Origin of the sequence: Devosia neptuniae (assembly GCF_025452235.1) — a bacterium.
Taxonomy (GTDB): Bacteria; Pseudomonadota; Alphaproteobacteria; order Rhizobiales; family Devosiaceae; genus Devosia.
This window is the reverse complement of sequence record NZ_CP104965.1, coordinates 1,074,947-1,100,603: the sequence shown is the minus strand read 5'-3', so window position 1 is coordinate 1,100,603 and position 25,657 is coordinate 1,074,947. Positions and strand designations below refer to the sequence as shown.

Below are 25,657 nucleotides of genomic sequence, written 5' to 3'. Positions count from 1 at the left end.
TCAATATCCACAGCGCACTATTACCTATGCTCAAAATATAGGCATCAATCCCGGTCCGAAATCTCCTTGCTGCTCAGCGAGTTGGCGGCTACCAATGCATACCAATAGGAGACCAATGATGCCGCACCACCCGTTCAAGATCGAAATCTGCGTCGAGGGCATTGATGGTCTGGTTGCCGCCCAGCAGGCCGGCGCCGACCGGGTGGAACTCTGCGCCAGCCTGCTCGAAGGCGGATTGACACCCAGCCTCGGCGTGGTGCGCGAAGCCCTGCGTGTGGGCACCATTCCCTTCCATGTCATTATCCGCCCGCGCGGTGGCGACTTCCTCTATTCCGAACTCGAATTCGCCAGCATGATCGAAGACGTCAAGGCCATGCGCGATCTGGGTGTGGTCGGCGTGGTCATCGGCTGCCTCACTGCCGATGGCGAGATCGACGAAGCGCGCACCAAGGCGCTGGTCGACGCCGCCCGGCCTATGAAGGTCACCTGTCACCGGGCTTTCGACATGACGCGCGACTATCGCGCCGCCATCGAGGCCCTCGTCCGGGCCGGCGTCGATCGCGTGTTGACCAGCGGGCAACGCGACACGGCTGTTGAAGGCATCGATATCCTCAAGGATACCGCCGCCATTGCCGATGGCCGTATCGTGGTCATGGCGTGTGGAGCGCTGGATCAAGGCAATATCGCCCAGGTACGGCGCGCCACCGGTGTCGATGAAATGCATTTTGCGGCGCTCAAGACGCTCAAGAGCGGCATGGCGTTCCGCAATCCCCATGTCGGCATGGGTGGCACGGCGATCGAGCGTGAATACGAGATCACCGTGACCGATGAGGATGCCGTGCGTGCCACTATTGCGGCGGCGAAAGCCGCCTGACGCTGTCACCGCAGTGACGACCCGCAATTATCTCTTTGCCGCCGACGATGTTTCGAGCCAGACCACGCAGCTCATTGCCACGGCTGCGCGGGTCACCGGCTTTATGAAAGGCGCGCCGGGCGGGCACCGCCCCGGCTGGTACAGGCCCGGCGCCGACAATAGCGCGGTACTGGGCCAGCTCTATCAACATTTGGCCGAAACCTACCCCAAGGCGGGGCCAGCCTTTTGGGCGGTACGGCTGTGGACGAATTTTTTGTGGCAGCCCGCCTATCTGGCTGTCATCGCCGCCCATATCCACTCCAGCATGCCCGATCTCGGACAGCTGTCGCAGCGCGTCCATGGTATCTATGCCGACGGCTACCGCCTGCCTGCCGGTCCGCAACAGGCGGGCACACCAGAGCAATTGATTGCCATTGCGGCGACAGCGCTGCGCCCGTTCTGCGCCAGCCTGCTGGAAGAGATCAATACTCTCGTCAAGCTCAAGCCGCTGCCCGCACGGAGGCTGATGGCCGATCGCATGCTTTCGATTATCGCCCGGCTGCCGCAATGGCAGCCCGGCGTCACTGCGGCCATGGCGGAGGATTACGCCCAGCTTTGGTTGACGGCTTTGGGGCTGGCCGGCCAGGGCAGGCTAGACCGGATCGGCGTGGGCGGAGGTCGCGAGGTAGTCATCGTGACGCGCAAGGGCTGTTGCCTCGATTATCTGATCGAGCCCAAAGCCTATTGCGCTTCCTGCCCCAAACAGGGCGAGGAGGCCCGCATTGCCCGCCAGACTGCCAATGCAGTCGCCGAATTGGATTAGTCGAACGATTCGTCCGGGTAGACGCCCCAGATTTCTTCCTGGCGCAGATAGCCCGAATAGGAGCGATGTTCATTGCCCGGCTGGGCCGCGCTGACCTCGCACCACTCCCCGTCGCATTCCTTGATCTGCACCCGTAGGCCCGGGCCGAGCTGGGCGCGCACGCCGGACGTGTCGGATTTGTCGCTGCGCAGGGCAATCTCGCTATTGGCCATGATCGGCGTGACATAGCCGGCGCGGGTGCCCGAAAGCAGGTTCTGATGCACCCAGCCCTCGTCGCCATCCACATCGCGAATCTTCCGCCAGGTGTCAAATTCCTGGATGATCTCGATCGGAATTCCGGACTTGAGATAGGTCCAGGAGACTTCATATTTGGTGCCGGGCCCGACGCGCACATTGATCGGCGTGGAGCGGGTGGTGGCAAAACGGGGCAGGGGCAGCCCGCTTGGATTGTCCGCCTGCGCCCAGGCCGGCGTGGCGCATATCATCGCCAGCAGCGCCAGGCACACCATAACAATGCGAAGGACGAGGCTTTGGGAGGATCGGATATGGCGGACGCGCAGGGCGCCAGTGGTCTCGTCAAACATGACTTTGCAGAAGATCTGGATTTGCCCTATCACTACGCCATGATCCTTAATGGTCGCTGAAGGCGTGGTTTTCCACAAGCCCAGTCAGCCGCGCTCCGGAACTTGATGACCAGCTCCAAACCCAAGATTCTCGTCACCCGGCGACTGCCCGAAACCATCGAGGCGCGCATGGCGACGCTGTTCGAAACCGACGTCAATGACGCTGACGTTACGCTCACCGCCGATGACATTATCGAGGGGCTTGCCGGCAAGGATGTGCTGGTCAGCTCCATCACCGACCGCATCGATGCCGACCTGGTCGCCCGCCTGCCCAAATCGGTGCGATTGATCGCCCAGTTCGGCAATGGGGTGGACAATATCGATGTCGAAGCCGCGCTGGCGGCGGGGCTGACCGTCACCAATACGCCAAGCGTGCTCACCGAAGACACCGCCGACATGGCCATGGTGCTGATGCTGGCTTTGCCCCGCCGACTGGTCGAGGGCACCCAGATGCTGGTGCGCGATGGGGTCTGGGCCGGCTGGTCGCCAACCTCCATGCTGGGCCACCGCCTGCGCGGCAAGGCCCTGGGCATTGTCGGCATGGGCCGTATCGGCACCGCCGTCGCCCAGCGGGCTAAGGCTTTTGGCCTCAATATCCATTACTTCTCCCGCAACCGCCGCCCCCCAGCTATCGAAACGCCGCTCGAAGCCACCTATTGGGATGATCTGGACGCCATGCTGGCGGCGGTGGATATCGTATCATTGCATACGCCCCACACCCGCGAGACTTTTCACATCCTCTCGGCCGAACGGCTTGCAGCGATGAAACCGGGCAGTTTCGTGGTCAATGTGTCCCGGCCCGAACTGATCGATGAAGCAGCTTTGGTGAGCCAGATCGAGAATGGCCACCTGAGCGGCGCTGCCTTGGACGTGTTCGAGAACAAGCACGGTATCGATCCGCGCCTGCTGGCGCTTGCTGAAGACAACAAGGTGGTACTGACCGCCCATATGGCCTCGGCCACGCTCGAAGCCCGTATCGAAATGGGCGAGACCGTCATCGTCAATATCCGCACCTTCATGGATGGGCACCAGCCGCCCCATCGCCTGTTGCCAGAAGGGCCGCGCGGCGTCGGTCGCAGCCAAAGCGCCTGATCGCCTCCCAGAGTGTTGCGCCAACACAGCACCTCGCCGCCCTTCGGCACTAGCAATTACCTTGCCTCTTGCTCTCGAACCCGCTTGCCCCCTAATCGTGGGCAAAGGCGGCGCCCAGCGGGGGCAGGCGCGGCCATCGCGCGCCAATACGGGTGAGGAGTTGCCCTCTTGTCTTTTACCAAACCACTCTTGCTGGTTGCCGCCGCACTGCTGCTGGCCGCACCGGCCTGGGCCCAGGACGCGGGTGAGCCGGCGCTGAGCGCGGCCGATGGCAAGCTGGTGCTCGACGTTCCCGAACAGCGCCTCGCCATGCCCATGCCCGATTGGCTCAATGCCGGCGATGTCGGCGGCAGCGATATCAAGCCATTGGTCGATTTGAGCTACAGTGTTGAGAACGGCCAGGTGCGGCTGGACATTCGGCCCAAGGGCGAAACCGAGGCCGATTGGAAAATCGCCTATGGCGCCCATTTGCAGGAACAGACCAGCGGCACGCTGGTCGGCTTTCGGCGCAGCGTCATGGCCGGCTATGGCCAGAGCTGCCAGCCCAATGCCATGGCCTTCTTCCAGTTCGGCCAGGATGACGGCGACAATCTGGCTCCGCTCGGCTTTGCCTGCGGCGCCTTTTTCGATGGCCTGAGCGGGTTGGCCGGCCGCGGCGAAATTGCCGTGATGAGCTTCCGCAAAAGCGCCAAGGGCGTTGCAGTGTTCTACCAGACGTGGCGCGGCCCGGCCTTCGATCCCTCAAAGCCGGCCACCTGGCCGGTCGCCACCAATGTGGTGGAAGAACGCTCGCGCCAGCTGCAGGCCGAAGTCAGCCTGACACTGGCGGATTGACGGGCGCGCGACGAGGGCCTAATGCCTCGCCATGAGCAAAGATAACAAGCCAATTGGCCCCAGCCAGCGCATGCTGCGCGTCGGCGAACTCGTCCGCCACGCGCTGGCGGCGATCTTCGCCCGCGGTGATGTCGAGGACGACGCCCTGCGCGGCTCGGTCATCACCGTGCCCGAAGTGCGCATGACTCCCGATCTCAAGATTGCCAATGCCTATATCATGCCGCTAGGCGGCATGCATGCCGAGGAAATCGTCGCGGCGCTGAACCGGCATCGCAAGTTTATCCGTGGCCGCGTCGCGCCGCAGATCAACATGAAATTCGCCCCCGAAATGCGCTTCTACGTTGACGATACGTTCGAGGAAGCCGGCCGCATCGATTCCCTGCTGCGCTCGGACCGCGTGCAGCGCGATTTGGATGGCGACGAGGACGAGAGCCAAGATTGAGTGCCCCCAAGCGCATCAAGCGCGCGATTTCGGGCTGGGTCGTTCTCAACAAACCCTACGACATGACCTCGACCCAAGCTGTGGGCAAGGTGCGCTGGCTGTTCAGCGCTGCCAAGGCGGGCCATGCCGGCACGCTCGACCCGCTGGCGACCGGCATCTTGCCGATTGCCCTGGGCGAAGCCACCAAGGCCGTGCCCCAGGTGCAGGACGGCACCAAGATTTACAGCTTCGCCATTCAATGGGGCAGCGCCACCACCACGGACGACGCCGAAGGCAGCGTGGTCGCGACCTCCGATGTGAGGCCCCACGAGGCAGCTTTGCTGGCCGTACTGCCAAGCTTTACCGGCACGATCCTGCAGCGCCCGCCGATCTTTTCGGCCCTCAAGATCGATGGCGAACGTGCCTATGATCTGGCCCGGGCCGGCGAGGCGGTGGAACTGGCGCCGCGCGAAATCGATGTCGATGACATAGTCCTCGTGTCCCATGGCAGCGAGCACTCCGTGCTCGAAGTCACCTGCAGCAAGGGCACCTATGTGCGCTCACTGGCGCGTGATATCGCCGAGGCGCTGGGCACGCGCGGCCATGTTTCGATGCTGCATCGAGCTGCCGTCGGTCCGTTCAACGATGCCGATGCACTGACCATTGAACAACTCGAAGCGCTGGATATCGGTGAGCGCGACGCTCTGCTGAAAAGCGTTTCGGCTGGCTTCACCGATCTGCCGGAAATTCGCCTCGATGCGCAACAGGCCAATGCCGTGCGGCATGGCAATGCGGTGCTGCTGACCGGCGCTGGCTCGCCCGTGTCGCTGGACGAGTGCTGGGTGAGCTTTAAGGGCGAAGTGCTCGCCACCGGCTGGGTCGAGTTTGGCCAGTTCAAATGCCGGCGAGTGTTTAACTAACAAAAAAGGCGGGGATCACTCCCCGCCCCATTTCTCATATCCAAGGCTTACAGCCCGTCGGTCACCGCATGTGTGAACGCGCCTTCGGGCGCCTTGGTAATGGCCGGATTGTCAGGCGAGACAGCCGAGAGCAGCGTATCGACGGTCTGCTGGTAATCGGCCTCGTCAAGCACGCCGGTCGAGCCTTCGGTCAGCTTGTTGATTTCGCTGACCTGATAGATCTGGTCTTCCAGCGTCATGGCGCCGGTCGAGTCATTGTCGACCACGATCTGGGCGGCTTCTTCCGGATTGGCGCGGGCATATTCCCAGCCCTTCATCGAAGCGCGGACGAATTTGGTCATCTTGGCGACAAAGGCGGGATCAGCCAGCTTGTCCTCGAGCGCATAGAGCCCGTCCTCGAGCATGCCCACGCCTTCATCGCGATAGTTGAAGACGGTCAGTTCTTCGGGCGTCAGGCCGGCCTTCAGCACCTGGCCATATTCATTATAGGTCATGGTCGAGATGCAGGCGGCCTGCTTCTGGATCAGCGGGTCGACGTTGAAGGCTTGCTTCAGCACTTCGACGCCATCGGCGCCCCCTTCGGTGGAAAGGCCCAGCTTGGCCATCCAGGCATAGAAGGGATATTCATTGCCGAAGAACCACACGCCCAGCGTCTTGCCCGGGAAGTCGGCAGTGGTTTCCACCCCTGCATCCTTGCGGCAGGTGAGTAACAGACCCGATTGCTTGAACGGCTGGGCGATATTGACCAAAGCCACGCCGCGTTCGCGGGCAGCCAGGCCCGCCGCCATCCAGGTGGTGATGACATCGGCGCCACCGCCAGCAATCACCTGCTCGGGGGCAATGTCAGGCCCGCCCGGCTTGATTTCGACGGTCAGGCCCTCTTCGTCATAGAACCCCTTGGCTTGGGCCACGTAATAGCCGGCAAACTGCCCCTGGGTGACCCATTTAAGCTGGAGCGTCACGCTCTCCTGCGCCTGGGCCCCGCCTGCCGCTACGGCCAGCGCCATTGCGCCTGCCATCGTGCCGATAAGAAGTTTCTTCATAGTCGACTTTCCCCTGAGTTTTGCCCCGCCTATGCACCGCGCACAGACGGATGCCAGAAGGTGACGCCCCGTTCCATCAGGCTAATCACCCCGTAGAAGACCGATCCCGCGACAGCCGCCACCGCGATTTCGGCCCACACCATATCGACATTCATTCTGCCGACTTCGGTTGAGATCCGGAAACCCATTCCCACAATGGGCGTCCCGAAGAATTCCGCTACGATTGCGCCGATCAAGGCCAGAGTCGAGTTGATCTTGAGGGCGTTGAATATGAAGGGCCCCGCAGCGGGAAGACGCAGCTTCATAAGGGTTTGCCAATAGCCGGCAGCATAGGTGCGCATCAGGTCGCGCTCGATGGCGGAGGATGCATTGAGCCCGGCCACGGTATTCACCAGCATGGGGAAAAAGGTCATGATCACAACGACCGCGGCCTTGGATTGCCAGTCAAAGCCGAACCACATGACCATGATGGGCGCGACGCCCACAATGGGCAGCGCCGAGACGAAATTGCCCAGCGGCAACAGCCCCGATTTGAGAAAGGGCGAGCGGTCGATGAGAATGGCGACGATAAAACCCAGCCCACAGCCCAAAGCATAGCCGATCAGCACGGCCTTGAAGGTCTGCTGGAAATCGGCCAGCAGTGTCGGCACTGAATTGGTGATGCGCGTCCAGATCATCGATGGCGGCGGCAGGATGACCTGCGGCACATTGCCGGCGCGGGTGATGACCTCCCAGGCAACCAGGATGGTGAGGCCGAAGACGACGGGAATGAGCAGGCCCAGCCCGGCATTGTCGGCATAGCCCGGTGCAATGGCCTTGGAGAGACGTTCGACAAACAGCCAGGCAAACAGCCACGCCGCAATCAGCGCCATCCAGAAGAATGCGGGCGCAGGGGTAAAGACGCCAATGCTGGTGAGCAGGGCGGCCGCCCCGAGCACGGCAAAGGCGCCATCGGCCCATAGCCCGAGCGGCACGAAAAAGCGGATCAGCGACAGCGTCCCTAAAGCAAGGAACGCCTTGAGCAGCAGCCCGGCTTCAAAGGGCGTGGCAAAGCTGAGGGCAAGAGCCGTGGCACAAAGGCCACCCACGACAAGCGCCAGATAGAATTGCAGCTGGCTCATGCCGGTCGCGCCCCCATGCTCTTGTTGACGAGGCGTTCCACCAGGGCGACGGCCAGTACCAGAATGGCAGCGAGAATGGAGGCAGCGACCAGCGCCGCCCAGATCTGCACGGTCTGGCTGTAATAGGAGCCGGCCAGCAGCCGCGCGCCGAGCCCGGCCACGGCCCCGGTAGGCAATTCGCCCACGATGGCACCGACCAGGCTCGCCGCCACGCCCACCTTGAGCGAAGCAAAGAGGAAGGGCACCGACGCTGGCCAGCGCAGCTTCCAGAAGGTCTGGCTGGGCGAGGCATTATAGGTGTGCATCAGATCAAGCTGGATCGCTTCGGGGCTGCGCAGCCCCTTGACCATGCCCACCGCGACCGGGAAAAAGCTGAGATAAGCCGAAATGATCGCCTTGCTGATCAGCCGCGCCGGATCGGTCGGAACGCCCAATGTGCCGGTGAATATATTGAAGCCGATCACCACGATCAGCGGCGCCAGCGCCAGGATGGGAATGGTCTGGCTGGCCACGATCCAGGGCATCAGCGAGCGGTTCATCGCCTCATTGTGCACGATCAGCACGGCCAGCAAGATGCCCAGCACCGATCCCATGGCAAAGCCGAGCGCGGTGGCCGAGAAGGTGACCCAGGCATGGAACAACAGGCTGCGCGGCTTGTTGGGCGCGACGAGTACGGTCGAATTCCACAGCTCGCCAAACACCTGATGGGCGGTCGGCAGCACCGGCTTGTCCTGGTTCCAGGTGTCGAGCACGAACTGGGTGGCGGGCACATTGGTGATGTCGCCACGTCGATAAACATCGTTCTGCCATTGGGCATTCATGCCGATGGCAGCAGCATACCAGATCGCGAGAATCGCCAAAAGGACGATGAGGATGGGGAGCGTGCGCCTCATCGGGCTGATCCCTGTGTAAATGAGACATCCAGATCCACGGAACGACCAGAATGCGCATCCCGCAAAGTTACCGAGAAGCCAGCCTCGCCTGCTGGCTCCTCGTCGCCCATTTCGAATTTCAGCTCCAGCAGGGCTGGATGGAGAATGTTAGGTCCATAAAATGGTCCCTCGTAGCAGACTTGGTCAGCCGCCACTTGCCGGCTACCCTCGGGATTGCGGGTGCTGATGTCGCACATCACCCGCACTGTGCCGTCGCGCGGTTCAGCATTGCTGAAGATGATGGCAAGCGAGCCCTTTTCGCCGGGGACGAAATGCTGCTTGGCCTCAAATGATGGCGGTTCGGGACGCTGGAACATGTCGTACCAGTCCAGATTGTCAGTTACCAACAGCAGGCCAGTGAACGGACCGTCGCTAGCCTTGTCAATGCCTCCGCCGACCGGTTGCGCCGAGGCAACCGCCGTGCAGAGCAGCACGGCCAGTATGGAAAACCAGACCCGGAAGATGAAGCTACACTTCATCATAGCTGTGCCCCGCACGCAGTCCGTCGCGCACTCTAGCGGCAATCGAGAGGAACTCCGGACTTTCGCGAATATCGAGCGGCCGCTCTCGCGGCAGCGTACTCTCGATCACATCTGTCACCCGGCCAGGGCGCGGCGACATCACCACGATCTTGGTCGAGAGATAAACCGCCTCGGGAATCGAGTGGGTGACGAAACAAATCGTCTTCTGCGTCCGCTCCCACAGCTTGAGCAGTTCGGAATTGAGGTGATCGCGCACGATTTCGTCCAGCGCACCAAACGGCTCGTCCATCAGCAATAGGTCAGCGTCAAAGGCCAGCGCCCTCGCAATCGAGGCGCGCTGCTGCATTCCGCCCGAGAGCTGCCAGGGATATTTCTTCTCGAAGCCGGAAAGGTTCACCAGCTCCATGGTGCGCTTGATGCGCTCCGCCTGCTGGGCCTGATTATAGCCCATGATCTCGAGCGGCAGCGCCACGTTCTTTTCGATGGTGCGCCAGGGATAAAGCGCGGGTGCCTGGAACACATAGCCATAGGCCCGATCCCTACGGGCATTTTCCGGCGTCTGCCCATTGATGGTCAGCGTGCCCGAAGTGGGCTGCTCGAGATCGGCAATGGTGCGCAAAAACGTGGTCTTGCCACAGCCCGAGGGGCCGATGAAAGAGACGAACTCGCCCTTGGAAATGGAGAGATTGACGTCGCTGAGCGCAACGACGTCCCCGTCATTGGTCTTGAAGGTGAGGCCGAGCCCGGCGGCGGAAACCACCGCCCTGGGCGGAGCCTTGTCGGTGATGGCGGCAGAAGAATCGGTCGTCACGGACAAGGGCAGGCCTTTCTCAACAGGTCGGGAAGTGGTGGGGGAAGCGGATCATCAAACCCCCGTCGCCGGAATGCCGGTGCGTTCGACCTTGCGCGGGGCGACGATGTCTTTCCATTGGCTCAGCGCCCGGTTGACCGGGTTCTTGGCCTCACGGCCGACGAACTTGCCATGGCCCGGTTCGGCTTTGATCTCGTTTTCGACGATCGAGACCTTGCCGCGGCTGAGCACATAGCGGGGCAGACCGGTCAATTCGAAGCCTTCAAAGACATTGTAGTCGATGACCGATTGCTGGGCTTTGGCGGTGATGGTCTTTTTGCGGGCCGGGTCCCAGACGATGAGGTCGGCATCGGCGCCTACCAGCACGGCGCCCTTTTTGGGGTAGAGGCCCAGGATTTTGGCGATATTGGTCGAGGTGACGGCGACGAACTCGTTCATGGTCAGCCGGCCGGTATTGACCCCCTTGGTCCACAGCACCGGCAGACGGTCTTCGAGCCCGCCCGTGCCATTGGGAATCTTGGAGAAATTGCCCACGCCATTGCGCTTCTGCGCGGTGGTGAAGGCGCAGTGATCGGTGGCGACAGCCGAGAGCGAGCCCGATTGCAGACCGGCCCAGAGCGAATCCTGATGATTCTTGTTGCGGAAAGGGGGCGACATGACGCGGCGGGCGGCATGGTCCCAATCGGGGTTGAAATATTCGCTCTCGTCCAGTGTCAGATGCTGGATCAGCGGCTCGCCATAAACGCGCATGCCCTTTTGCCGGGCACGGCGGATGGCCTCGTGGGCCTGCTCGCACGAGACATGGACCACATAGAGCGGCACGCCGGCCATATCGGCAATCATGATGGCGCGGTTAGTCGCTTCGCCCTCGACTTCCGGCGGGCGGGAATAGGCATGGCCTTCGGGGCCATTATTGCCCGCTTCGAGTAGTTTTTGCGTCATGGCGGCAACCACGTCGCCGTTTTCCGCATGCACCAATGGCAGCGCGCCCAAATCGGCACAGCGCTGGAAGGACGAAAACATCTCGTCGTCGTTGACCATCAGGCTGCCCTTATAGGCCATGAAATGCTTGAAGCTGGTAATGCCGCGATCGACCACTTCGGCCATTTCGTTGAACACCTGCTCGCCCCACCAGGTGATTGCCATGTGGAAGGAATAATCGGCTGACGCCTTGCCGGTCTTATTGTCCCACATTTGCAGGGCCTCAAGCAGGCTCTGATTGGGATTGGGCAGGCAGAAATCGACCACCATCGTGGTGCCGCCAGCCAGGCCCGCGCGGGTGCCGGATTCAAAATCATCGGCCGAATAGGTGCCCATGAAGGGCATTTCGAGATGGGTATGCGGATCGATGCCGCCGGGCATGATGTAGCAGCCTGATGCGTCGAGCACTTCATCGCCGGACAGGTTCTGGCCGATCTCGACGATGATATCGCCGTCGATCTTGACGTCGGCCTTGTAGGTCAGGTCGGCGGTGACGACCGTGCCGTTCTTGATGACTTTGCTCATTTCCGTTCCCTCTGAAATGCACGTCCCGCGCCCCTTCTTCCCCTCAGAATGGGGGCGCGGTCAGATGACTATATTAAAGGCGTTACTCCACGATCTCCGCCGTCTCGACGACCGCGTGGAACAGCACATCGGCACCGGCCGCTGCCCATTCCTTGGAGATTTCTTCTGCTTCGTTGTGGCTGAGCCCGCCGACGCAGGGGCACATGATCATGGTGGCGGGCGCCACCTTGGCGGCCCAGCAGGCATCGTGCCCGGCGCCGGAAATGATGTTCATATGGCTATAGCCCAGATCCTCGGCCGCCTTGCGGACGCGAGCGACCAGGGTCGGATCGAACGTGACGGGATCAAAATGCCCGACGGCTTCGACCGAGCAGCCAACGCCCAGCTCAGCCGCGATTTCGGCGGCCTTGGCCTCGATGGCAGCGCGCATGCGATCGAGCTTGCCTTGGTCGGGCGTGCGTAGATCGACGGTGAACACCACCGTGCCGGGCAGCACATTGCGCGAATTGGGCGAGAATTTCGCCTGGCCCACACCGGCCACAGCACCCGGCTGGTTTTCCATGGCAATGACCTGCACCGCCTCGATGATCCGCGCCATGGCGAGGCCCGCATTGACCCGCATGGCCATGGGGGTCGAGCCGGTATGGGCTTCCTTGCCCGTCAGGGTGAATTCGAGCCACCACAGGCCCTGGCAATGGGTGACGACGCCGATCTGCTTGTTCTCGGCCTCAAGGATCGGACCCTGTTCGATGTGATATTCGAAATAGGCATGCATCTTGCGCGCGCCGACGTCTTCGGCCCCCAGCCAGCCAATGCGCTGGAGTTCGTCGCCATAGGTCTTGCCGTCCATGTCCTTGCGGCCATAGGCGTAGTCGAGGCTATGCATGCCGGCGAACACGCCCGAGGCCAGCATGGCCGGCGCGAAGCGCGCGCCTTCCTCATTGGCCCAATTGGTGACGACGATGGGGTGTTTGGTCTTGATGCCCAGATCGTTCATCGAGCGGATGACTTCGAGCCCCGCCAACACGCCCAGCACGCCATCATATTTGCCACCGGTGGGCTGGGTATCGAGATGGCTGCCGACATAGACCGGCAGCGCATCGGGATCACTGCCGGCGCGGGTCGCGAACATGGTGCCCATCTTGTCGACGCCCATGCTGAGGCCCGCGGCTTCGCACCAGCGCTGGAACAGATGGCGGCCCTCACCATCTTCGTCAGTCAGCGTCTGCCGATTATTGCCGCCGGCAATACCCGGGCCGATCTTGGCCATATCCATGAGGCTGTCCCACAGACGGTCGCCATTGATCTTGAGGTTTTCTCCGGGGGCAGACATGGGCACTTCCTATGGACGAGAGACTATTTGACGCTCGGGAACGAGAATTCCGCGCCGCCCTTGATGCCGGCGGGCCAGCGGGTGGTGACGGTTTTGAGACGAGTGTAGAAGTGGACGCCTTCGGGGCCGTAGATGGAGTGATCGCCGAACAGGCTTCGCTTCCAGCCGCCGAAGGAGTGGTAGGCGACCGGCACCGGGATGGGCACATTGATGCCCACCATGCCCACTTCGATCTTGTCGGCGAATTCGCGGGCAGCGTCGCCGTCGCGGGTGAAGATGGCGGTGCCATTGCCATATTCGTGGTCGTTGATCAGCTTGACCGCGTCGTTGTAGTTCTCGGCGCGAACGACCGACAGAACGGGGCCGAAGATCTCTTCCTTGTAGATGGTCATATCGGGGGTGACATTGTCGAACAGCGTGCCGCCGACATAATAACCGCCTTCATAACCCTGCAAGGTGAAGCCGCGGCCATCGACCACCAGCTCTGCACCCTGTTCCACGCCGGAATCAATGTAACCGACAATCTTGTCGCGATGCATCTTGGTGACGACCGGACCCATTTCGGCGTCCTTGTCGGTGGCCGGGCCGATCTTGAGCGATTCAACGCGCGGCTTGAGCTTGGCGACCAGCGCATCGGCGGTTTCCTTGCCCACGGGCACAGCCACCGAAATGGCCATGCAGCGTTCGCCGGCCGAGCCATAGCCGGCGCCCATGAGGGCATCGGCAACTTGGTCGAGATCGGCATCGGGCAGGATGACCATATGGTTCTTGGCGCCGCCCAGGGCCTGCACGCGCTTACCGGCCTTGGTGCCGCGCTGATAGACATATTCGGCGATCGGGGTCGAGCCGACGAAGGAGACGGCCTTGATGTCGGGATGGTCCAAAATCCCGTCAACCATTTCCTTGTCGCCGTGGATGACGTTGAGAATGCCCTCGGGAAGCCCGGCTTCCATGAAGAGGTTCCAGGAGAGCATCGAGGCGCTGGGATCGCGTTCCGAGGGCTTGAGGATGAAGGCATTGCCGCAGGCGATAGCCGCCGGATACATCCACATCGGCACCATGGCGGGAAAGTTGAACGGGGTGATGCCAGCAACCACGCCGAGCGGCTGGCGATCGGAATAGGAATCGATGCTGGGGCCGACATTGCGGCTGAATTCGCCCTTGAGCAGCTGGGGAATACCGCAGGCAAAGTCGACGCAATCAATGCCGCGGGCCACTTCGCCCAAAGCATCGTCATGCACCTTGCCATGTTCGCGGGAAATTTCGCGGGCCAGGTCATCGGCATATTGATCGAGCAGCGCCTTGAACTTGAACATGACGCGGGCGCGCTTCATCGGCGGGGTATTGCCCCAGGCCACCTGCGCCTTTTTGGCGGAAGCGACAGCGTCGTTGAGCTCGCCCAGTGTCGATAGCGGCAATTCGGCGGAGACTTCGCCCGTGGCCGGATTGAACACCGGCACGCGGCGGCCAGTCGAGACATAGCGTTTTCCGGCAACGGCGTTTTCGATAATGTTCATTATGCAATCCCCCGCAGCACGGTGCGAATACCGTCGATCAATTCGTCGATCTGGCCCTTGGAAATGATCAGCGGGGGCGAGAGCGCAATGATGTCGCCGGTGGTGCGGATCAGGAAGCCACTTTCATAGGCGGCAAGGAAGGCCGAGAAGGCGCGCTTGGTGGGCGAGCCGGCAATCGGATCAAGCTCGATGGCCCCGACCAGCCCGATATTGCGGATATCGATGACATGCGGCTCGCCCTTGAGCGAGTGCAGCGCATCGGCGAAATAGGGCGCGAGCTCGGCGCCGCGCGTCAGCAGGTCTTCCTGCTTATAGGTTTCGAGCGTTGCGAGCGCAGCGGCCGAGGCCACCGGATTGCCCGAATAGGTATAGCCGTGGAAGAACTCGATGACATGCTCGGGTCCACCCATGAACGCATCGTGGATTTCCGGCGAAACCAGCACGGCGCCCATTGGGATGATGCCATTGGTCAGGCCCTTGGCGGTGACCATGATATCGGGCGTGACGCCGAAATAGTCGGCGGCGAATGGGGTGCCCAGACGTCCGAAGCCGGTGATGACCTCGTCAAAGATCAGCAGAATGCCGTGCTTTTTGGTGATGTCGCGCAGGCGCTGCAGATAGCCCTTGGGCGGGATCAGCACGCCGGTGGAGCCGGCAACCGGCTCGACGATGACCGCGGCAATGGTGGAGGCATCATGGAGGGTGACGATGCGCTCGAGCTCATCGGCCAGATCCAGGCCATGCTCGGGCTCGCCCTTGGTAAAGGCGTTCTTGGCAAGGTTATGGGTATGCGGCAGGTGATCGACGCCGGTCAGCAGCGTGCCGAACATTTTGCGGTTGGTGACAATGCCGCCCACCGAAATGCCGCCGAAATTGACGCCGTGATAGCCGCGCTCGCGGCCGATCAGCCGGAAGCGGCTGCCATCGCCTTTGACACGGTGATAGGCAAGCGCCACCTTGAGAGCCGTTTCGACCGACTCAGACCCCGAATTGGTGAACAGCACATGATCGAGCCCCCTGGGCGCGATATCGACCAACCGGTTGGCCAATTCGAATGCCTTGGGATGGCCCATCTGGAAGGCCGGCGCATAATCGAGCTCGGCGGCCTGCTTGGCGATGGCTTCCACGATCAGCGGGCGGGCATGGCCGGCATTGACGCACCACAGCCCGGCGGTGCCATCGAGCACCTGCCGTCCGTCCGAGGTGGTGTAATGCATGTCCTTGGCCGCCACAAACATGCGCGGCGATTTCTTGAATTGCCGGTTGGCCGTAAACGGCATCCAGAAAGCGCTCAGATCGTTTGGCGCATTGTTTGTTGAGGTGGACACGATAGCCTCGCTCCCGAATTCTTATATGACGTTATTGGTCATGTTTTTTGGCTCTTGACGTGGGAACGCGTTACCAAGAATTTTGACCAGTTGGAAAAATGTTAGCACTCCCAAAACTTCCCGCAAGGCGAAAATGCCGCCGATCAAGTTGAAAAGCTCTCCGTCGCCCGCCGCCGCCAAACGCCAGAACAAGGCCGCGGCGAAAGCAGCAACGCAGCCAAAGGAAAAACCCCGGCCGCTGACCCGGATTCAGCGGGAGAAACAGGACATTATCCTGGAGGCGGCGCTTGACGTTTTTTCCCTGCACGGCTTCCGCGGCGCCACGATCGACCAGATCGCCGAGGTGGCGGGCATGAGCAAGCCGAACCTGCTCTACTATTTCCCGCGCAAGGAAGAGATTCATCGCCGCCTGATCTCCGAATTGCTGGTTACCTGGTTGGCGCCGCTGCGCGAAATGGATGCTGACGGCGATCCCTTCCCCGAAATCCGCTCCTATATTCGGCGCAAGCTCGAAATGGCGCGCGACTTTCCGCGCGAAAGCCGGCTGTTTGCCAATGAAATGCTGCAGGGCGCGCCGCGCATTATCGAGATGATCGAGGTTGATCTCAAAAATCTCGTTGATGAAAAGGCGGCCGTGCTGACCACCTGGATGGATCAGGGCCGCATCGCGCGGACCGATCCCTATCATCTGATCTTTTCGATCTGGGCGACCACCCAGCATTATGCCGATTTCGACGTGCAGGTGCGGGCCGTGCTCGGCCCGGCGCGGGGCGGGGAAGGTCGCTTTGAAGATGCGGCGCGCTATCTCGAGCAATTGTTCCTCTATGGGCTGACACCGCGCTCGAAGCGCTGATGGTTAAGCCCTCGCTTGACAGAGCTGCTTTGCCGCCTTAATGCTTAAGCCGTAAGTTAAGTAATGGAGGGGGAAATGGCCCAGCAAGTTCGTGCCCACATGAGTCTGTCGCTCGATGGTTTCGGCACCGGCCTTAATCAGAGCCGGGAAAAGCCCTTCGGCGACATCAAGGGTGAACCCATGCATCGGTGGATGTTTGAGGACGCCGAGAATAACCGGGCCGAACTCGATGCCATTACCGAGTATGGCGCCTTCATCATGGGCCGGAACATGTTTGCCGCGCCGGGCGCCGATGTGTGGGAAATCGAGTGGAAGGGCTGGTGGGGTCCAAATCCGCCCTATCACGCCCCGGTATTTGTCTTGACCCATTACGCGCGCCCGCCGATTGAAATGGAGGGCGGCACGGTATTTTACTTTGTGACCGAGGGGCCCGAGGTCGCATTGGATCGAGCGCGGGAAGCGGCGGGCAGCCGCCATGTCGCAATTGCCGGCGGCGTCACCACGCTGCGGAACTATCTCAATATGGGCGCGATCGATACGCTGCACTTGCAGATCGCGCCGGTCGTTCTGGGCCGCGGTGAGCGGCTGTGGGACGGGCTGACCGCCACGCTTGAACCCATCGGCGCCCGCGCAACGCGGCTCACCACCCATATGGATTATCGCGTGGCAAAATCCTGATTTAGCGGGCATTGCGCGCCTTGCCGATCGGGCCAAGATGGGTGGCCTCGAAGCTTTCGAGCTTGAGGCCATAGCCCAGCAGGCGGTCGGCCCCGATATGGGCTGCCCATATCGCGGCCAGGCCATAGGCCGGCGGACCGATAGCCAATCCGGCCAGAGCCAGCAGCGCCGGCGCGGCATAGGTGTGGCCCAGATTATAGATCAGTGCCCCGAACCGCGCCGAGCGGACATAGCCCAACATGGTAAGATCCGGCACGAGGAACAGCACGGCAAAGATCACCCAGGATTGACCAAGCCAGGCATAGATCGCCACGCCCAGAACGAGCGCGGCGAGCCCTTCGAGACGTTGCAGCAGCACGGCGTCGGCTAGTGTGTATTGAGCAGTGGAAGCGGTCTGGCTGGTCATGGCGACATCCTCTCTTGAACTGGCCGGATCATGCAGTCATTCGAGAATGAAGTAACTTCGCGAAAACTGATCATTCTCCATTCAAAATTGAATATCGAGCCGCCGATCAGAGACTGATCGCAATGATGAGCAGGAACGCGCCGGCCAGTCCGGCATTCATGATGGTCGCATTGACATGGTTGGCGCGGTCGGCGCCCTTATAGTCCCAGAAATTATGGAACAGCACGGTGGCGAGCACGACGAAGAGGATCAGGCCGGCACCACCCCAGGCGCCGAATGGCCCGATCGCGGTCAGCGCCCCGCCGATGATCTGCAGCGCCACCCCGATAATGGCGGCAATGCGGGGCAGCGGCAGCCCGCGTGCCGTGAGGCCGGCGGTGAGCGGGCCGATATTGGTAATGTTGCGGAGACCGAAAACCAGAAAGGCGCCGCCCAGCAGCAGGCGGGCGAGCAGGATGAGTGTCGAAGTCAGATCGGTTGGCATGGCGAAGTCCTGTGATGAAGAGTGGATAATGCTGCTATGACGCTCGACGCTGACAGAATTCGACAGCATGACGCCCGCTATCGCCATGGCTGGACAAAATAGGTGATGCGCTGGGGAGGGCATGGACGGCAGGCGTGGCAAAGCGCCGGAAAGCGGGGCTTCCGGTTGCTGGTTGAGCGGCGATGGCGAGACCGGCGTCTCTAGGGTTTGGTAGATGGTGAAACGTCGGCCTCGCCATCGCGCCGGGATTTTTCACAGGGCCGGATGAGCTTGCCTTGTTATGAGGCGAGCCGTCGTACCTCTGCGTGGCCGGAGCGACCTCCAACCCACGGCATTCACCCAGCCCATCCACTCGTCATGACCGCGCTCTGGCGGGGTGATGGGAGGGATAGTGGCATGAGGTGATGGGGGTGGGGATAAGAGGGATAAGGTGAGGTTCTTCGCTATCTCCCGACACCGTGGGGTTGGGGAGTTAGTGCATGCCACTGTTGCTTCCAATATTATCGAGTTTCCCTCGGGCTCGACCCGAGGGCCTTTCTCAATCCGGCACAAGCGGCGAGTGGCCCTCGGGTCGGGCCCGAGGGAGATGCGGCGGGGAGAGGAATGGTGCAGGGCACCAGCCGGGCAGGCCCAAAACGGCACAAAACCTGCCTTTTTCTCGCCCCATTACCTCCTTTTCTGCCTTGTGATCTCCCGAATTCTTGCCGGAACCTTCGTGAAAATGCGATTTTTCGGCATAAGGCATGGAACCGTGACCCATCGGCCACAGCGGGCAAGATGAATCCTGTATTGGATGGAATCCTCGTCTTGTGTTTTATCAGATCGGCGAATCGAGGATTCATTTCCTGCAATTGCGGCGCAAAACTCGCCAATAGGGCGTCAATGCAGCGCGGAATCCTGCGGCATATGCGCAACAGCAGGTGCTTTGAGGCCAGTCCTGGGGTTGATGCCCACATTATGGCCGGGCGGGGCCATTAATCGATTGCTCACCGTAACTACGTGAGTTTTTCAGCTTGATTAGAAAAGTCGTTTCCGCCGCCGCAATTGCTGCAGCATTGCTCTCGCTTTCCACTGCAGCCTATGCCCAATGCGGCGGCGCTTCCTGGTATGGCCCTGGCTTCAATGGCAAAAAGGCCGCATCGGGTGAGACCTTCAACGAAAACGCCATGACGGCGGCCCATCGCTCCCTTCCCTTCGGCACCAAGTTGCGCGTCACCGACCAGCGCACCGGCCGGCAAATCCAGGTTACCATCAACGATCGTGGTCCATATATCGGCGGCCGCATCATCGATCTGTCCAAGGCCGCTGCCGGCCAGCTCGGTTTCCGCAATCGCGGGACCACTTCGGTCTGCATCGAACAGATCTGATCGCAACATAATTGACTATGAAAATGGGCCGCCCCAGCCGGAGCGGCCTGTTTTTTTATGCCGAGCGCAGGCCGAGCGCATCGATGGCCGCGACCTGATCGGGCTCAAGCGGGCCGGCCCGCTCCGCCGCCAGCGCCTGTTCCAGTTCGGCAACGGTTTTGACGCCCAGCACCAGCGTATCGACGCCGTCCAGGCCCAAGGCATAGCGATGGGCAATGATGGCGGGATCCTCGCCCCATCGCTGGCACAGCGCGCGATAGGGCGCGGCGCGATCGAAGTCATTGCCAGTGGCGCGCTGGTCATCGGTGATCGGCCGGTCAAGGCCCGCGGTCAAAGCACCAGCCTGCACGGCACGCACGCCCATGACCCCAACGCCATTGGCCTTGGCGGCGGCGATGATATCGCGCGGCCTTCCGGGTGTGCCGGTGCCGTTCATTTCCCCGGCGCTATCCATGAGGTTGGCGATGGCCTGCAAAGCGGCAGGCCGTGTGCCGGAAGAAATCGCGTCGATGGTCGCCCCGGTATGGTTGAAACCGGTAATGCCCCAAGTGGCGATCAGCCCGTCTGCGACCAATCGCTCGAAGGCGGGCACGACCGCGTCACGATAGAGGCTGAGGCTGGTCGAGCGTTCGTCGCGCGGCCGATCATTATTGGGATAGACGAAATCGTCGGGCCGGATTTCGGTGTGCAGCAGCATCATGTCGGCCTGGCTGATGCGCATGGCAGCCAGGCTGGCTTCGAGCGAGGCACGCAGGCGAGGATAGACCTCGGCGGCTTGTGGGTTGCCCAGGCCGTATTTGGTGGTGATGCGCACGCCCTGCGGAATGCGGCCCTCAAAAGCCCTCGCGATCATATCTTCGCAGGTCTTGTAGCCGGGTGCGGTGTCGATGAGATCGATGCCCGCCTCGACCGCATGGTGCAGGGTGCCGATCGCGTCCTCTTCCGAGGCGGGGCCCCAGACCATGCCGATGCCGCCGCCGCCCAGCGTGAGGCGGCTGACCTTTCCGAATGGGCCCAGGATATTGTGTTGCATTGTGGTGCTCCGTTTTTGCGCTCAGGCGAGGGCAGGCTCTGCGAGCTCATCCAGGATGGCGGTGATTTCGGCCATGGTGGCGGCGGGCAGCGGACCCTTTTCAAGCGCGCCCAGATTGTCGCGCACCTGCGCCTCGGATTTAAAGCCCGGGACGGGCAGCGTGTGGGGCGAGCGGGCCAATATCCAGCCCAGCGCGCCCTGCGCCGGGCTGCGCCCGCCACTGGTCAGCAACTCGCGAATGGCCTCGATCCTCACCAGGGCTTCGGGCAATGGCTTGCCATCTTTGAAGAAGCGCACCCATTCATGCCCGGCGCCGCGCACATCCGAGCTTGGCAGCACCGAAGCGGTGGTGAATTTGCCGGTCAGCATGCCCATGGCCAAAGGCGAGCGATTGAGGCTGGCAAGGTTCTGTTCGGCGCAGAGCTCGAGCATGTCGGGCCCGTCCTTGAACACGCTCAATTCCTGCTGCACGGCGGCAAAATGGGGGAATTTGACCATGCGGGCGGCCGCGGCGGCATTGTCGGTGCTCCAGCCCCAGGCGCGAATCTGGCCGCTCTCGGCAAGCCGTTCCAGCGCTTCGCCGGCGGCGTCGGCCGCAGCGTCGGCCAGCTCGCCGACATGGATCTGCAGCAGATCGATATAGTCGGTACCCAGCCGGGCCAGCGATTGGGTGCAGGCCCATTGCACATAGGCTGGGCTCACATCGGTGGCGAGCAGCGCCTTGGCCCTGGAATCATAGGTATAGCCGAACTTGGTGGCAATGACCGCCTCGCTGCGGCGCCCGGCCAAAGCCCGGCCGAGCACGCTTTCGCTGTGGCCGGTGCCATAGGCGTCGGCGGTGTCGAACAGGGTCGCGCCCAGTTCGAGCGCCACCTGGATGGCGCGGACCGATTGGGCATCGTCGATATCGCCCCAGCCATCGGATTTGCCATTGAGCAGGAAGGGGCCGCCAATGGCCCAGCAACCCATGCCGATGGCACTGGGCTTGATGCCGGAGCGGCCGATGGAGCGGAATTTGGAGAAGGTCATGATGGGTTCCTTAGTGACAGGCGTGAGTGCGGACGAAATCGGCGAGGCAGTCGCGGCTGGTGCCCAGATCGGCGAGCTGGCGGTCGTCCATGCCGCGCAGGGTGCGCAGGGCGACATGGTCCTGCCAGACGGCGCGGACGCGGCGGAGCAGAGTTTGCAGCATTGCAAGGTACCTTTCAGGCAAAGCCGAACCCGTGGCCGGTGGCGTGGCGACCGGCTTTGCAGATTTGGCTGTTTTGATTTTCGTTCGGCTCCTCTTGCGGTGCCGTTGCAGCCATACTTGCGCAAATTCGCGGCCAGCCGCTATGCTCAAGAACGCAACGCACTTTGCAGAAATGAAAAATGGATTTCAGCTGGGACGATCTGAGGCTGTTCCTAGACGTCGCGCGGCTGGGCGGATTGAGCGCCGCCACGGGAACGACCGGCCTGAGCGCCGCCACTTTGGGTCGCCGCATCACCGCGCTCGAACGCCAATTGGGCGAGCCGCTGTTTGCCCGCTCTCAAACCGGCTATCGCCTGACCCCGGCCGGCGAGGCGCTGCTGGCCCGCGCCGAGGATGTCGAGACGGCCATGCTCTCGCTCAAGCGCTGGAAGGAGGGGGCGATCGGCGAGCGGGTGGTGCGAGTCTCGGCCGGCGCCTGGACCTCGGCCTTTCTCGGCTCCCATATCGGCACGCTGTGGAGCGTGGAGGACCGCTTCGGGCTCGAACTGGTCACCGCCAATGAAAAGATCGATATCGGCCGGCGCAATGCCGATCTGGGCATTCGCAACCAGCGCCCCTCCGAGCAATGGCTGGCCGGGCGGCTGATCGGCAAGGTGGCCTATGGCCTCTATTCGGGTCTCAACCTGGTCAATGGCATTGCCGCCGGATATTTCGTCGGCATTGCCGGCGATGGCGCCCAGACCCAATCGGCTCGCTGGATGCAGGCGCGCCATGGCGACCGCATCGCCGTGCGCGGCAATGATTCGATGAGCGTGCGCGAACTGGTGGCAGCCGGGGCCGGGCTTTCGGTGTTTCCGTGTTTCGTGGGCGACAGCGATCCAAGGTTGATCCGCGTGGCGCCGCTGGTCACCGAACTCGAAACCGACCAATGGCTGGTCAGCCATCATGAGGAGCGCCACACCCCTGCCGTGCGCGCGGTGGCCGATCGGATCGGCAAATTAATGGGTGAGCACGGGGCGCTGTTCCGGGGCGAGCGGCCGGGACATCAGTGAGCGCCACAATGGCGCTGTGATTGAGTTGCAACGTTACAATAATGTCGCTAAAGCGCTTGCAGGCCCTATTTTACTCCATGGCGAAATGCACTAGCGTGCGCCTCGCTTCTGTTTGCGAGTAGCTTTTATTATGAGATTCGGCATTGAGCTGCCGCCCCAGATCAAGGTCTATGGGGCGTTCTTTGTTTATTCATTTTGCATGGGGAGCCTGTATCCCCGCCTGCCCGATATTCAGCGCGCCATGGGCGTGGGCGAAGGCGCGCTGGGGTTTGCGCTGATCGGGGCGGCCATGGGCACGCTGATCTCGCTGACCTTTGCCGGCCCGATCATCGAGCGCATCGGCTATCGCCGTACGCTGCTGACGGCTTTGCCGTTGCTGGCCGCGTTTTACGCCTTGGCCAGTTGGGCGACCACGCCGCTCATGCTGTTCCTACTGTTGGTGCCGGTCGGGCTGACCATCGGCGCGGTGGAAATCATCGTCAATCTCGAAGCCGACCGGGTGGAACATGCCATCGGCCGGCGCATCATGAACCGCTCGCATGCCTTCTGGAGCTTCGGCATTTTTGGCGCCGGGCTGGTAGGTTCGCTGATCGCCCAGACCGGGCTGTCGCCGCAATTGCATCTGCTGATCATGGTGCCGGTCATCGCCCTGGCGACGGCCGTGCTCCTGGGACGCTTCGAGCCGGCCGAGCACCGCACCGGCGGCAGCACCGAGCCGGGGCCGCGTTTTGCCCGCCCGACCCTGGCCATTCTCGTGCTGGTGACGGTGTGCCTGTCGGCCATGATCATGGAGGGCGCCGGTATCGACTGGTCGGCCATCTATATGCGCGACGTGTTTGGCGCGGCCCCGTTCTGGGCTGGTTTCGCGGTGGCTTTGGGCGCCGGCGCGCAGGCGGTGACGCGGTTTTTCGCCGATAGTTTTGTCGAGCGCTGGAGCCCGGTGATCGTGGCGCGGGGCCTGCTGACCATTCTGGGCATCGGCACGCTGCTGGTGTTTTTCACTCCCGCACAATGGGCCGCTTATGTGGGCCTAGCGCTGATGGGCGTAGGTACCAGTGCTATTTTCCCGCTCGCCATGTCGGCGGCGGCGCAGCGCACCGACCGGCCGGCCGCCGTCAATGTGGCGGCTTTGGCACAGATTTCCTTTGTCGCTTTCCTCCTGGGGCCGCCGCTGCTGGGCTATATCGCCGAGCATTTCGGCATCCGCTGGGCCTTTGGCATCGGGCTGCCGCTCGTCGCGTTGAGCCTGTTCGCCGCCTCGGCCCTGGGCCCCAAACCTATCAGATCGACCGTGACCCCATGATTATCGCGCCTCAATACCGCATCTATGCGGGCTTTTTCCTGTTTGCCATCACCACCGGCGCCCTGATGGCGCGACTGCCCGATATCCAGACCCACCTGGGGGTTTCGGAAAGCCAGCTGGGCCTCACCATGATCGGCATGTCACTCGGCTCGCTGATTTCGCTGACCTTTGGCTCCCCGGTGATCGAAAAGGTCGGGCCGCGCACCACTGCCCTGGTCACTGTGCTGGGGCCATCCCTGCTGTTTGCGTTGATCCCCTGGTTGCCGGTTGCGCCAGCGGTGTTCGTCGTGATGTTCTTCACCGGGCTCTTGTCCGGGGCGCTCGAAATCAATCTCAATGTTGAGACCGACCGGCTCGAAACGGCCAGCGGCAAGCGCTACATGAACCGCGCGCATGGGTTCTGGAGCGTCGGCTTCTTCGTCACGGCTTTGTTCGGCGCCATGATCCGCCAATCGGGGCTCAGCGCCCAATGGCATATGGGGATCATCGCGGTGATCGTCGTGCTGGTGGGCGGCTACATGTTTTTCGGTATGGTGGCGGCGCCCAAGCCTAAGGGTCAGGGCCACGACGCCGGCGCGCACCGCATCGCCTTTCCCAATTGGGGTCTGGTGCCGCTCTGCATTATCGGTTTTGCCGCTTTCCTCGTCGAAGGCGCGGGCATCGACTGGTCGGCCATCTATATGCGCGACGTGTTTTCGGCGCAGCCCTTCGTCGGCGGCATGGGGCTGACGTTGTTCGCCTTCTTCATGGCGGCGATGCGGCTCACCGCCGATCCGGTCGTGGCGCGCTATGGTCCGCGCAATGTGGCCATGGTGCTGCTGGTGCTGGCGGCGATCGGCGTGCTGATGGTGGGGCTGGCGCCCCAGACCTGGGTGGCATTGGCCGGCTTTTCGCTGATGGGCATTGGCTGTTCGGCGGTCTATCCGCTGGCCGTTTCGGCGGCGGCGCAGCGCACCGACCGGCCGGCTGCGGTCAATGTCGCGGCGCTCGGGCAGGTGAGCTTCGTGGTGTTCTTCCTCGCGCCGCCGCTCTTGGGCTTTGTTGCCGAATATCTGGGCATCCGCAATTCCTACCTGATCTGCCTGCCGTTGCTGGTGGCCGGGCTGTGGGCGGCCAGCTTCGCCCTGGGTCCGCGCAAGGTGGACAATCCGCATGGCCTGCCGCCCGAGCCCGTACCGCCCCATGGCTGAGCTGCCGCCCATTGTCGACCTGCGCCAGTCGGCCACCGCGCTGCGCGTGCAGCGCGGTGTGATGCGGCTCTTGCGCGAAACCTACGACATGGCCTGCTATGCCGAGGTAACCTTGCGCAGCGGCCGGCGGGCCGATGTGCTGGGCGTGGGGCCCAAGGGAGAAATCTGGATCGTCGAGATCAAGTCGAGCCTCGTCGATTTCCAGGTCGACAAGAAATGGCACGAATACCGGGAATTTTCCGACCGGTTCTTCTTCGCCAAGCCGCCAGAGCTGGATGCCGGGATTTTTCCCGAAAGCGAGGGGCTGATCGTGGCCGATGGGCATGACGGGGCGATCCTGCGCGATAGTCCCGACACGCCCATGGCCCCCGCACGGCGCAAGGCGCTGATGCTGAAGCTGGCGCGATTGGGGGCGGACCGGGTCCATGTGTTGATGGACCCGGGGCCGAAATAGCGGGGG

At 62.3% G+C, this 25,657-nt stretch carries 28 protein-coding genes; 13 read left to right on the top strand and 15 right to left on the bottom strand.

Features of this window, described 5'->3' with window-relative positions:
• The first annotated feature begins 115 nt into the window (after positions 1 to 115).
• Together N8A98_RS08005 and N8A98_RS08000 are read left to right on the top strand one after the other, a co-directional pair.
• Positions 116 to 874: a copper homeostasis protein CutC gene (locus N8A98_RS08005; protein WP_262170516.1), complete on the top strand. Its 759-nt coding sequence runs from the start codon at positions 116 to 118 to the stop codon at positions 872 to 874.
• A complete protein-coding gene (locus N8A98_RS08000; RefSeq protein WP_262170515.1) occupies positions 843 to 1,676 on the top strand; it encodes a siderophore ferric iron reductase in 834 nt (277 codons plus the stop codon). Before N8A98_RS08005 ends, N8A98_RS08000 begins: the two co-directional genes overlap by 32 nt.
• Here the strand turns inward: N8A98_RS08000 and N8A98_RS07995 are convergent.
• A complete protein-coding gene (locus N8A98_RS07995; protein ID WP_113121107.1) occupies positions 1,673 to 2,185 on the bottom strand; it encodes an SH3 domain-containing protein in 513 nt (170 codons plus the stop codon). The genes N8A98_RS08000 and N8A98_RS07995 overlap by 4 nt on opposite strands.
• Before the next feature lie 180 nt (positions 2,186 to 2,365).
• Here N8A98_RS07995 and N8A98_RS07990 point away from each other — a divergent pair, with 180 nt between their 5' ends.
• From N8A98_RS07990 to truB, 4 genes are all read left to right on the top strand, one after another.
• Entirely contained in the window at positions 2,366 to 3,391 is a 1,026-nt protein-coding gene (locus N8A98_RS07990) for a 2-hydroxyacid dehydrogenase (RefSeq protein ID WP_113121029.1), read from the top strand.
• 168 nt (positions 3,392 to 3,559) lie between these two features.
• Positions 3,560 to 4,225 (top strand): hypothetical protein, encoded by a 666-nt coding sequence (locus tag N8A98_RS07985; RefSeq protein WP_162740144.1) that lies wholly within the window; start codon positions 3,560 to 3,562, stop codon positions 4,223 to 4,225.
• A 31-nt stretch (positions 4,226 to 4,256) separates the two neighbouring features.
• Positions 4,257 to 4,667: a 30S ribosome-binding factor RbfA gene (gene rbfA, locus N8A98_RS07980; RefSeq protein WP_035103809.1), complete on the top strand. Its 411-nt coding sequence runs from the start codon at positions 4,257 to 4,259 to the stop codon at positions 4,665 to 4,667.
• Positions 4,664 to 5,566 carry a tRNA pseudouridine(55) synthase TruB gene (truB, locus tag N8A98_RS07975; protein WP_262170510.1) on the top strand — a complete coding sequence of 301 codons (903 nt, stop codon included), beginning with the start codon at positions 4,664 to 4,666 and terminating at the stop codon, positions 5,564 to 5,566. Before rbfA ends, truB begins: the two co-directional genes overlap by 4 nt.
• A gap of 47 nt (positions 5,567 to 5,613) precedes the next feature.
• Here the strand turns inward: truB and N8A98_RS07970 are convergent, their stop codons facing one another.
• From N8A98_RS07970 to N8A98_RS07930, 9 genes are all read right to left on the bottom strand, one after another.
• Entirely contained in the window at positions 5,614 to 6,609 is a 996-nt protein-coding gene (locus tag N8A98_RS07970) for an ABC transporter substrate-binding protein (RefSeq protein ID WP_390888811.1), read from the bottom strand.
• 29 nt (positions 6,610 to 6,638) lie between these two features.
• Positions 6,639 to 7,481 carry an ABC transporter permease gene (locus N8A98_RS07965; protein WP_262171916.1) on the bottom strand — a complete coding sequence of 281 codons (843 nt, stop codon included), beginning with the start codon at positions 7,479 to 7,481 and terminating at the stop codon, positions 6,639 to 6,641.
• A 245-nt stretch (positions 7,482 to 7,726) separates the two neighbouring features.
• Positions 7,727 to 8,623, bottom strand: a complete 897-nt coding sequence (locus N8A98_RS07960) for an ABC transporter permease (protein WP_262170508.1) — start codon at positions 8,621 to 8,623, stop codon at positions 7,727 to 7,729.
• Positions 8,620 to 9,144 carry a hypothetical protein gene (locus tag N8A98_RS07955; RefSeq protein WP_262170507.1) on the bottom strand — a complete coding sequence of 175 codons (525 nt, stop codon included), beginning with the start codon at positions 9,142 to 9,144 and terminating at the stop codon, positions 8,620 to 8,622. Before N8A98_RS07955 ends, N8A98_RS07960 begins: the two co-directional genes overlap by 4 nt.
• A complete protein-coding gene (locus N8A98_RS07950; protein WP_390888810.1) occupies positions 9,131 to 9,955 on the bottom strand; it encodes an ABC transporter ATP-binding protein in 825 nt (274 codons plus the stop codon). The genes N8A98_RS07955 and N8A98_RS07950 overlap by 14 nt, the downstream gene beginning before the upstream one ends.
• Before the next feature lie 54 nt (positions 9,956 to 10,009).
• A complete protein-coding gene (gene hydA, locus N8A98_RS07945; RefSeq protein ID WP_262170505.1) occupies positions 10,010 to 11,461 on the bottom strand; it encodes a dihydropyrimidinase in 1,452 nt (483 codons plus the stop codon).
• An 82-nt stretch (positions 11,462 to 11,543) separates the two neighbouring features.
• Positions 11,544 to 12,794 carry a Zn-dependent hydrolase gene (locus tag N8A98_RS07940; protein WP_262170503.1) on the bottom strand — a complete coding sequence of 417 codons (1,251 nt, stop codon included), beginning with the start codon at positions 12,792 to 12,794 and terminating at the stop codon, positions 11,544 to 11,546.
• A gap of 23 nt (positions 12,795 to 12,817) precedes the next feature.
• Positions 12,818 to 14,311: a CoA-acylating methylmalonate-semialdehyde dehydrogenase gene (locus N8A98_RS07935; RefSeq protein WP_262170501.1), complete on the bottom strand. Its 1,494-nt coding sequence runs from the start codon at positions 14,309 to 14,311 to the stop codon at positions 12,818 to 12,820.
• Positions 14,311 to 15,591: an omega-aminotransferase AptA gene (locus tag N8A98_RS07930; protein WP_262171913.1), complete on the bottom strand. Its 1,281-nt coding sequence runs from the start codon at positions 15,589 to 15,591 to the stop codon at positions 14,311 to 14,313. The genes N8A98_RS07935 and N8A98_RS07930 overlap by 1 nt, the downstream gene beginning before the upstream one ends.
• 181 nt (positions 15,592 to 15,772) lie before the next feature.
• Here N8A98_RS07930 and N8A98_RS07925 point away from each other — a divergent pair, with 181 nt between their 5' ends.
• Positions 15,773 to 16,492, top strand: coding sequence for a TetR family transcriptional regulator C-terminal domain-containing protein (locus tag N8A98_RS07925; protein WP_262170500.1), 720 nt, complete (start codon positions 15,773 to 15,775; stop codon positions 16,490 to 16,492).
• Between the two features lie 75 nt (positions 16,493 to 16,567).
• Entirely contained in the window at positions 16,568 to 17,170 is a 603-nt protein-coding gene (locus tag N8A98_RS07920; protein ID WP_262170499.1) for a dihydrofolate reductase family protein, read from the top strand.
• 1 nt (position 17,171) lies between these two features.
• Here N8A98_RS07920 and N8A98_RS07915 read toward each other — a convergent pair whose 3' ends face one another.
• Positions 17,172 to 17,576, bottom strand: coding sequence for a DUF4260 domain-containing protein (locus N8A98_RS07915; protein WP_262170498.1), 405 nt, complete (start codon positions 17,574 to 17,576; stop codon positions 17,172 to 17,174).
• A 106-nt stretch (positions 17,577 to 17,682) separates the two neighbouring features.
• Entirely contained in the window at positions 17,683 to 18,060 is a 378-nt protein-coding gene (locus N8A98_RS07910; RefSeq protein WP_262170496.1) for a DoxX family membrane protein, read from the bottom strand.
• 1,013 nt (positions 18,061 to 19,073) lie between these two features.
• Here N8A98_RS07910 and N8A98_RS07905 point away from each other — a divergent pair.
• The gene (locus tag N8A98_RS07905; RefSeq protein ID WP_262170493.1) at positions 19,074 to 19,427 is read left to right on the top strand and encodes a septal ring lytic transglycosylase RlpA family protein; all 354 of its coding nucleotides are present in this window, start codon (positions 19,074 to 19,076) and stop codon (positions 19,425 to 19,427) included.
• 55 nt (positions 19,428 to 19,482) lie between these two features.
• Here the strand turns inward: N8A98_RS07905 and N8A98_RS07900 are convergent, their stop codons facing one another.
• The 3 genes from N8A98_RS07900 to N8A98_RS07890 are packed head-to-tail and all read right to left on the bottom strand — an operon-like array spanning position 19,483 to position 21,652.
• A complete protein-coding gene (locus N8A98_RS07900) occupies positions 19,483 to 20,460 on the bottom strand; it encodes an aldo/keto reductase (RefSeq protein ID WP_262170491.1) in 978 nt (325 codons plus the stop codon).
• A 21-nt stretch (positions 20,461 to 20,481) separates the two neighbouring features.
• Positions 20,482 to 21,489, bottom strand: a complete 1,008-nt coding sequence (locus N8A98_RS07895; protein ID WP_262170489.1) for an aldo/keto reductase — start codon at positions 21,487 to 21,489, stop codon at positions 20,482 to 20,484.
• Between the two features lie 10 nt (positions 21,490 to 21,499).
• Positions 21,500 to 21,652 (bottom strand): DUF1127 domain-containing protein, encoded by a 153-nt coding sequence (locus N8A98_RS07890; RefSeq protein ID WP_262170487.1) that lies wholly within the window; start codon positions 21,650 to 21,652, stop codon positions 21,500 to 21,502.
• Between the two features lie 179 nt (positions 21,653 to 21,831).
• Here N8A98_RS07890 and N8A98_RS07885 point away from each other — a divergent pair, with 179 nt between their 5' ends.
• From N8A98_RS07885 to N8A98_RS07870, 4 genes are all read left to right on the top strand, one after another.
• On the top strand, positions 21,832 to 22,704 hold the full coding sequence (locus tag N8A98_RS07885; RefSeq protein WP_262170485.1) for a LysR family transcriptional regulator: 873 nt from the start codon (positions 21,832 to 21,834) through the stop codon (positions 22,702 to 22,704).
• A gap of 130 nt (positions 22,705 to 22,834) precedes the next feature.
• On the top strand, positions 22,835 to 24,007 hold the full coding sequence (locus N8A98_RS07880; protein WP_262170483.1) for an MFS transporter: 1,173 nt from the start codon (positions 22,835 to 22,837) through the stop codon (positions 24,005 to 24,007).
• Positions 24,004 to 25,197 (top strand): MFS transporter, encoded by a 1,194-nt coding sequence (locus N8A98_RS07875; RefSeq protein ID WP_262170481.1) that lies wholly within the window; start codon positions 24,004 to 24,006, stop codon positions 25,195 to 25,197. Before N8A98_RS07880 ends, N8A98_RS07875 begins: the two co-directional genes overlap by 4 nt.
• The gene (locus tag N8A98_RS07870) at positions 25,190 to 25,651 is read left to right on the top strand and encodes an MmcB family DNA repair protein (protein WP_262170479.1); all 462 of its coding nucleotides are present in this window, start codon (positions 25,190 to 25,192) and stop codon (positions 25,649 to 25,651) included. The genes N8A98_RS07875 and N8A98_RS07870 overlap by 8 nt, the downstream gene beginning before the upstream one ends.
• Positions 25,652 to 25,657: the final 6 nt, after the last annotated feature.